Here is a 4,707-nt window from a genome sequence, read left to right on the forward strand (position 1 = left end):
CTACGCATCGTGCTTTCCGAAAATCGATTCCGATTTTCGGGCCGATGCTGTAAGCCGCCGAGACGCCGCCGGATGATGAACCGGCCGGCAGGCGCAGCGGCTGGCCCCGCAAATTCCTTCAGCTTCCCTGAAGGCCGCCAGCGCATGCGCGGATGACGCCCGGAAGCGAACCGCCATCCTCGCATGCGCCGGTCGGGCGTCCTGCGGCCCGCCGCGTTCAGCCGCCGAAGCGTGGTTCGGGCAGGCCCTTGACCCCGAGCCCCGTGATCGCGAACAGGCTCCCGCGCAGAACGCCGTCGCCGGGAAAGCGCGGCAGCGGCGGCTTGGCCATCGAGGTGACGTAAAGCACATCGAGGTTCGGCCCGCCGAACTGCACGCTGGTCACCTTCTTCACCGGCATCTCGATCTCGCGGTCGAGCGTGCCGTCGGGCGCATAACGGCAGATTCGGCCGTCATAAACGAGCGCCAGCCAGTAATAGCCTTCGGCATCCACCGTCGCTCCGTCCGCAGCGCCGCCATTCGACGTATCAACCTTCGTGAAGGTCCGGCGGTTCGAAACGGCGCCCGTCCCGATATCGTAGTCATAGGCCCAGACCTCGCCGGTCCAGGTGTCGGTGAAATAGAAGGTCCTGTCATCCGGCGCGAAACAGGGGCCGTTCGAGCAGATGATGCCGTCGTCGACCTTGGTGACGCTGAAGTCCGGATCGACCCGGTAAAGCGCGCCTTTCGGCCCCTCTTCCATCATGTCCATGGAGCCGGCGAAGAACCGCCCCCTGCGGTCGCATTTGCCGTCATTGAGACGGGTTGTATCCATTCCCGGCTCGGGATCGTGCAGCAGCTGGCAGTCGCCGCTTTCGAAATCCAGCAGATGGAAGCCCTTGTCCAGCGACACGATGGCGCCGGAGCCGTCCTTGCGCAACGCCATGGATCCGATCTTGCCCGGCACGTCGAAGGCCCGCAGCTCGGTGCCTTCGGCCGTGCAACGGAATACCCGTCCGTCCATCGAATCGATGAAGTAGAGCCGCTGGCTCTCCACATCCCAGACCGGGCCTTCGCCCAGCGTGGTCTTCACATCCAGCAGAATATCGATCTTCATAACCGTCTTCCTCCCTCCTCAGAAATTCACCGCGTCGCCGCCCTTGAGCGCGAGCATCGCCCGGGCCTCGTCGGGCGTGGCGATCTCGAGCCCCAACCCCTCGACGAGGGCGCGCGCCTTGGCGACCTGCTGGGCGTTGCTCTCCGCGAGCCTGCCGCGGGCAATCCAGATGCTGTCCTCTAGCCCGACGCGGATGTTCCCGCCCATGCTGACGGCCTGCGCGGCGATGCGGAACTGGTCCTTGCCGGCGCCCAGCACCGACCAGCGGAAATCGCTGCCGAACAGCCGGTCGGCGGTCCTTTTCATGTGCATCACGTCCTCCGGGTGAGTGCCGATGCCACCCAGAAGCCCGAACACCGACTGCACGAAGAATGGCGGCTTCACCAGCCCGCGATCGGCGAAATGGGCGAGGTTGTAGAGATGCGAGATATCATAGCATTCGAACTCGAACCGCGTGCCGTTGCCGTAACAGGTCTCCAGCACATATTCGATATCCTTGAACGAGTTGCGGAACACAAGGTCGCGCGAGCCTTCCAGGTGCTCGCGTTCCCATTCGTGCTTGAACTCCTTGTATTTCGCCAACAGCGGAAAGAAGCCGAAATTCATCGACCCCATATTGAGCGAGGCGACCTCGGGCGACCACTTGGCCGCCGGTCTGGTGCGCTCGTCCACGGTCATGTAGGGCGAACCGCCGGTGGTGATGTTCACCACCGCGTTGGTCGACTGCTTGATGCGGCCGAGAAAGGGCGCGAAGGCTTCCGGCGACTGATCGGGCTTGCCGGTCCTCGGATCGCGCGCATGCAGGTGCAGGATCGCGGCCCCCGCCTCGGCGGCGCCGATGGCGGCCTCGGCGATCTCGTCGGGGGTGATCGGCAGGTACTCCGACATGGTCGGGGTGTGGATGGCGCCGGTCACGGCGCAGGTGATGATCACTTTGTCGGGCATGGTCTCAGTCTCCGATTTCGTCTGCGGCGCGCCGTTTGTGGGCGGCGAGCGCCATGAGCCGCCGGTCGCGCCAGGCTTGCCGGTCGGCGATGTTTTCTGCGGGAAGCGTTGCGCGGCGCTCCGCCTCGATGCGGTCCAGCACGGCGCCGCGCCAGTCGGCGGGGGGCTGTCCGGAGAGGCCGTCATAAATGCCGGCATAGCGTTCGACATATTGCCGCACGCCCTTAGGGGCGTTGAGGTCGATCGTCTCGAACGGGCCGATGAACGACCAGCGCAGGGCGAGGCCCTCGCTGAGGCCGATGTCGATGTCCTCGGCGCTGGCATAGCCGTCGGCAACCAGCCGGAAAGCCTCATGCAACAAGGCCCCCTGCATCCGGTTCATGACGAAGCCATCGATCTCCTTTTGCATGACGATGGGGCGCATTCCGGCCGCGCGCAGCATGGTCGCCGTGCGTTCGACCAGCGCCGGATCGGTCCATGGCGCGGGCACCAGCTCCGCCGCCGGGACAAGATAGGCGGGATTGATCGGATGGTTGACCATGACCCGGTGACGCCCCGCAAGCCCCTCGGAGATCGCCGAGGGCAGCAGGGCGGAAGACGACGAGGCCAGCACGGTTTCGGGTCCCGCGATCGCATCGAGCCGCGCGAAGATGGCGCGCTTCACGCCGATCTCCTCGAATGTGCTTTCCTGCACGTGTTCCGCCCCGTCCAGCGCCTCTTCGAGCGTGGCAACCGGGCGGATGCGCGAAAGCGCCTCCTCGGGGTCGCAATCGATGAGGCCGAGCCGCCCCAGCTCAGGCAGCATCTCTGCGGCAAAGGCGCGGGCGGCATGGGGCGCTTCGGCGTTCTCGTCCCAGAGCCGCACCGCGTGGCCGGCGCGGGCGAAGACGATGGACCAGGCGCGGCCGATCAGGCCGGCGCCGACGCAGGCGACGGGGGCGGGCATCACAGCGTCTCCACATTGCCGTCGACGGGGAAGCTCTGCCCCGACAGGTTGCGTCCGGTATCGGCGATCAGGAAGGCGGCCATATCGGCAACATCCTCCGGCGGGGTCATGCGCCGCAGCGAGACGTTGGACAGGTAGCGCTCGGTCATCGCCTCGTGGCTGACGCCGGTCTGCTCGGCGCGGGCGGCGATCACCTTTTCGATGCGCGGTCCGGCGATGATGCCGGGCAGGATGGCATTGGCGCGGATATTGTCCGGACCCAGCTCCTTGGCAAGGCTCTGGGTGAAACCCACGACGCCCCACTTGGCAGAGGCGTAGGGCGTGCGGAAGGCATAGCCGAACTTGCCCGCAGAAGACGAGATATTGACGATGGCGCCGCCGCCCGCCGCGCGCAGCATCGGCACCGCATAATGGGTGCAGAGGAACTGCCCGGTGAGGCAGATATCGATGCAGCGTCGCCAGTCGCCGGTCGATATCGCGTCGACGCCGCCGGTCGGGCCGGCGATCCCGGCATTGTTGACCAGCGCATCGAGCCCGCCCATGCGGGTTTCGATGGCCTTGAAGAATGCCGCGACCTCGGCCTCGGCCGAGACGTCGGCCAGCATCGCGACCTCGGCGCCAAGCGCGGCGGTGGCAGCCTCCAGCGCGGCGGGGTCCACGTCGCAGATCGCAAGGCGGGCGCCCTGGCGGGCAAGCTCGCGCGCGATGCAAAGCCCGATGCCGCCCGCGCCGGCGCTGATCGCGATGCGTTTTCCGGCAAGGCCGGGCAAAATCATGCGAGGGGTGTCGTTCATGGCAATCTCCTTCATTCGCGCAGGGCGATAACGGCCATCAGGATGACGAGGCCGAAGAACACGGATCGGAAGGCAAAGGGCAGCGAAGTGCCCGCAAGCAGCGTCTGCATCGCGGTGAGCAGCAGCGCGCCGCCCAGCATGCCGGCATAGTGCCCGCGCCCGCCGGTGATCAGCGCGCCGCCGACCACCACCACGGCGATCGAGGGCAGCAGGTAGTCGTCGCCCATGCCCAGGCTCGCCTGTCCGGAGAACCCGGCGAGCAGGACGCCCACCAGCGCGGCGCAGAGCGCCGAGAGGATATAGACCGAGACGATCACCCGCCCGGTGCTGACGCCCGAGAGACGCGCGGCGAGCGCGCTGTTGCCGACGGCGTAGACGCGCCGGCCGAACACCGTGCGCCCGAGAAGCAGGATCGCCGCGGCGGCAAAGGCGATCATGAACAGGATGACCGGGGTCACGCCGAGCACCTTGCCGGTCATCAGCCAGCGCAGCGCGGGCGGGGCAAAACCCGCCGGCGTGCCGCCGGACCAGATCAGCGCCGCGCCCTGCAGGATGCCGTTCATCGCCAGCGTCACCACGATCGGAGACAACCCGAGCGCCACCACGCCGAGCCCGTTTGCCAGCCCGATCAGCGCCGCCACGGCGAAAACCACCGGCAGTGCGACCAGAAGGCCTGCGTCCTGGCCGCCGACCAGACCCGTCATCAGCACGCCCGACAGCGCGATGCACCACGGCAGCGACAGGTCGAGCCCGCCGGTCAGGATCACCGCGCCCTGGCCCAGCGCCAGGATGGCGAGGAAGCTTGAAAGCACCAGCAGCGAGTCCCAATAGCGCCATCCGGTGAACACGCCTCCGAGAACCAGATGCGTCGCGACCAGCACCAGGACGAGGCAGAGCCAGGCGGGGAGCGCATGCCGCAGCGTCGC

At 67.2% G+C, this 4,707-nt stretch carries 5 protein-coding genes; all 5 read right to left on the bottom strand.

The annotated features are described in order from the left end of the window. Positions 1–217: 217 nt before the first annotated feature. Positions 218–1,096, bottom strand: coding sequence for an SMP-30/gluconolactonase/LRE family protein (locus AC5DC2_RS19655; RefSeq protein ID WP_491699690.1), 879 nt, complete (start codon positions 1,094–1,096; stop codon positions 218–220). An 18-nt stretch (positions 1,097–1,114) separates the two neighbouring features. Then, the gene (kce, locus tag AC5DC2_RS19660; protein WP_491699691.1) at positions 1,115–2,041 is read right to left on the bottom strand and encodes a 3,5-dioxohexanoate:acetyl-CoA acetone transferase; all 927 of its coding nucleotides are present in this window, start codon (positions 2,039–2,041) and stop codon (positions 1,115–1,117) included. Positions 2,042–2,045: 4 nt separating this feature from the next. Then, entirely contained in the window at positions 2,046–2,987 is a 942-nt protein-coding gene (locus AC5DC2_RS19665; RefSeq protein ID WP_491699692.1) for a 3-hydroxyacyl-CoA dehydrogenase, read from the bottom strand. Further along, complete coding sequence (locus tag AC5DC2_RS19670; protein ID WP_491699693.1) at positions 2,987–3,781, bottom strand: SDR family oxidoreductase; 795 nt, start codon at positions 3,779–3,781, stop codon at positions 2,987–2,989. The genes AC5DC2_RS19665 and AC5DC2_RS19670 overlap by 1 nt, the downstream gene beginning before the upstream one ends. An 11-nt stretch (positions 3,782–3,792) precedes the next feature. Continuing rightward, positions 3,793–4,707, bottom strand: a 915-nt coding sequence (locus AC5DC2_RS19675) for an ABC transporter permease (protein WP_491699694.1), incomplete at its 5' end; no start/stop codon positions are given.

This window comes from Martelella sp. (assembly GCF_984369615.1).